Origin of the sequence: Streptomyces sp. W16 (assembly GCF_033194735.1) — a bacterium.
In the GTDB taxonomy this organism is placed as follows: Bacteria; Actinomycetota; Actinomycetes; order Streptomycetales; family Streptomycetaceae; genus Streptomyces.
On sequence record NZ_JAWOAI010000778.1, the window covers coordinates 1 to 3,443 of the forward strand.

2 protein-coding genes and 1 pseudogene are annotated in these 3,443 nt (G+C 69.5%); 2 read left to right on the top strand and 1 reads right to left on the bottom strand.

Features of this window, described 5'->3' with window-relative positions; all coding sequences use genetic code 11:
* Both R6V09_RS49060 and R6V09_RS49065 read left to right on the top strand, forming a co-directional pair.
* Nucleotides 1-228 (top strand): annotated as a pseudogene (locus R6V09_RS49060) (hypothetical protein); the annotation flags it as partial.
* A 130-nt stretch (nucleotides 229-358) separates the two neighbouring features.
* Entirely contained in the window at nucleotides 359-3,094 is a 2,736-nt protein-coding gene (locus R6V09_RS49065) for an exo-rhamnogalacturonan lyase family protein (protein ID WP_317887924.1), read from the top strand.
* 7 nt (nucleotides 3,095-3,101) lie between these two features.
* Here R6V09_RS49065 and R6V09_RS49070 read toward each other — a convergent pair.
* Nucleotides 3,102-3,443 (bottom strand): SCO7613 C-terminal domain-containing membrane protein (locus tag R6V09_RS49070; RefSeq protein ID WP_442810286.1); only part of this gene is annotated, 342 nt, incomplete at its 5' end.

The window sequence follows — 3,443 nt, forward strand, 5'->3', positions numbered from 1 at the left end:
GCCGGGATGCGCGCGGCGGCGGTCTGGGCGCCGGGGGACTCCTGGCGGGCGCTCCTTGCCGAGGCCGGCCGCCGTACGGTCCTCGACCCGGCCGGTTCCTTCCTGCTCGTCGGCGGACTGGTCCTCGTCGGCTGCTCCGCCCTGCTCATCGTGCCGTTGGCGGTCCCCGTGCTCGGGGCCGTGGCCGCGGCGGCCGTCGCGGTGGAGGAGCGGTACCGGCACCGCTGACGGGTGGTGCCCTCGCACCGGGTCGGCGCGCTCCCGGCGTCACATCTCTCTCTGTCATGCCCCTGACCATTTGAACTCGAAGAACGCCTCCCGCCCAGTCGTCCCGCACGGAAGGAAAGGCTGAAACCTCATGTCTCCCATCCCTCGCAGGTCCCTCCTCAAGGCCGCCGCTGCCGCCGGAGCCGCCGCGCAGTTCAGCTGGGCACTAGGGGCGAAAGACGCCCAGGCCGCGCCCAGAGCCGCGGCGGCCGACGGCGACCCGGTGAGCCTCGACTGGCTGGAGGACGGCGGTCTCGGCGCCGCGCCCGGTTCGACGGTCGGTGTGCCGTGGCCGATGGGCACCTACCAGGAGGACCAGAACTTCGCGCTGACGGACGCCGAGGGCACGGCCGTTCCCGTGCAGTCCTGGCCGATCGCCTACTGGCCCGACGGTTCGCTCAAGTGGACGGCGCACGCGGTGAGTTCGGGCTCCGGCAAGCTCACCCTCACCGCCGGGGACACGGCCGCCCCCGACAAGAAGGTGACCGTCGACAAGAGCGGCGGCACCATCGACATGTCGACCGGGGTAATCACCGCGAGGATCGGCAAGAACGGCTCCACCCTCATCAAGTCGGTCACCAGGGGCGGCACGGAGATCGCGAAGAACGGCCGGCTCGTCCTCATCCGCCAGCCGGAGATCGAGGACGAGGATCAGGGCGCGGTGAAGACCGAGCGCTTCGACGGAGTGATCGGCGAGGTTACCGTCGAACAGGACGGCCCGGTCCGCGCCGTCGTCCGCATCGACGGCAAACACCGCAAGGGCGGCCGGAGTTGGCTGCCGTTCTCGATCCGCCTCTACTTCTACGCGGGCGCCGACTCCTTCCGCATGGTGCACACGATCACCTTCGACGGCACGGTGGAACCGGGCAAGGCCAGCGGCGACTTCATCCGCGGGCTCGGCGTCCGCTTCACCGTGCCGATGCGGGACACGGCCTACGACCGCCACATCCGCATCGGCGGCGAGGGAACAGGCCTGCTGCGTGAGGCAGTTCAGGGCATCACCGGTCTGCGTCGCGACCCGGGCGCGACCGTCCAGGCGGCCCAGTACGCGGGCCAGAAGCTGGCCGACCCGTCGACCTGGGACCAGCGCGTGACGAGCCGTCTCCAGTACATCCCCAAGTGGGGCGACTACACCCTCTCCCAGCTCTCCGCCGACGGCTTCACCCTGCGCAAGCGCACCACGAAGGGCTACGGCTGGATCCCCGCCGGCGGTGGCGGACACGCCTCCGGATTCGGGTACGTCGGCGGGGCCAGCGGCGGATTCTCCTTCGGGCTACGGGACTTCTGGGAGAAGTTCCCCGCCCAGCTCGACATCCGCGACGCCCACACCGACGAGGCCGAGGTCACCCTCTGGCTCTGGTCGCCCGAGGCCCAGCCGATGGACCTCCGCTTCTACCACGACGGCATGGGCCAGGACACCTACGCCGAACAGCTCCAAGGCCTCGAAATCACCTACGAGGACTACGAACCCGAATTCGGCACCCCGTACGGCATCGCCCGCACCTCCGAACTCCTCTTCTGGGCCAACGAGTCGACCCCAACCCCGGACGCCCTCGCCCAACAGGTCGAAGCAGTACGGGTGTTGCCCCAACTCGCCGCCCCGCCACAGCAGTTGATCAAGTCCAGAGTCTTCGGCCCCGGCCTCTACTCCGAGCCCGACCGCTCCACGGCCGCGAAGACGAAGATCGAGGACCACCTCGACTTCCTCTTCACCTACTACAAGGACCAGGTGGCGCAACGCCGTTGGTACGGCTTCTGGGACTACGGCGACTTCATGCACTCGTACGACACCGTGCGCCACCAGTGGCGTTACGACATCGGCGGCTACGCCTGGGACAACTCCGAGCTGTCGCCGGACATCTGGCTCTGGTTCGCGTACCTCCGCTCGGGCCGCTCGGACATCTTCCGCTTCGCCGAGGCACTCACCCGGCACACCGGCGAGGTCGACGTCTACCACCTCGGACAGTGGGCCGGCCTGGGCACCCGGCACGGCGTCCAGCACTACGCCGACAGCGCCAAGCAGCAGCGCATCGCCAACACCACCTACCGGCGCTACTACTACTTCCTCACCGCGGACGAGCGCGTCGGCGACCTCATGGCCGCGAACGTCGACTCCGACGAGACGTTCCTCGTCCTCGACCCGATCCGCAAGATCCGCACCGAGCCGTACACACCCGACCGGCACGCCCTGTCGATCGGATTCGGCACCGACTGGAGCGGGTTGGTGTCGGCGTGGCTGACCGAGTGGGAGCGCAAGGGCCCCAAGTGGGAGAAGGCGAAGGCGCGCGTCCTGTCCACGATGGAGACAATCGCCGCCCAGCCCAACGGATTTGTGCAGGGCAGCGGGCTGTACGACCTCGACACCGGCAAGTTCGCCGTCGCCTCCGCGCCCGTGGTCTCCGTCTCGCACCTCTCGGCCGTCTTCGGCCTCAACGAGCTCTGCGCGGAGCTGATTTACCTGGTCGACATGCCCAAGTTCAAGGAGGTGTACATGGATTACTGCCGCTACTTCAACGCCTCCAAGACGGAACAGGCGGCACGCTACGGCTCCAACTTCGGCACCCTGCTGCTCTTCCAGGGCCACTCACGCCTCGACGCGTACGCCGCCGTACAACTCGGCGACGCGACGCTCGCCAAGCGGGCCTGGACGAAGTTCTACAGCTCCGACGGCTACATGGAGTCCTCGCCGTGGAAGACGGAGGCCCTGAGCGGCCCGGTCACCCTCGTCCCGGGCAGCGAGGCCGCGTGGGTGTCCTCGAACGACACCGCGCTGTACGGCCTCGCCGCCATCGAGAACCTGGCGCTGCTCGGCGACAAGATGCCTTAGCGCAGGGCTAGTTCATCCTCCCCAGGACCTCCCGCACCCGCCGGGCGTCCCGGATCCGCTGCTCGTACGTCGCGCCGAGTGCGAGCAGCAGGAGTCCGGCGAGGGCGGGAGGTGCCCAGCGGGGGAGGGCGCCGACGACCTGGGCGAGATACGGGGCGAGTTCGTGCAGCGCGTCCAGCGCGAGGGTGGTGCCGCCGAGGACGAGCGGGGCCTGCAGACGATGCCGGGCTCCGAGGAGGGTGACGACCAGGGCGGCCGTGCCGAGCAGCAGCGGGCGCGTCCAACTCGCGTCCGCCCAGGCCGCGAAGAGGCTCGGCGCGAGCGGGACGGCGAGACCGGGGCCGTACGC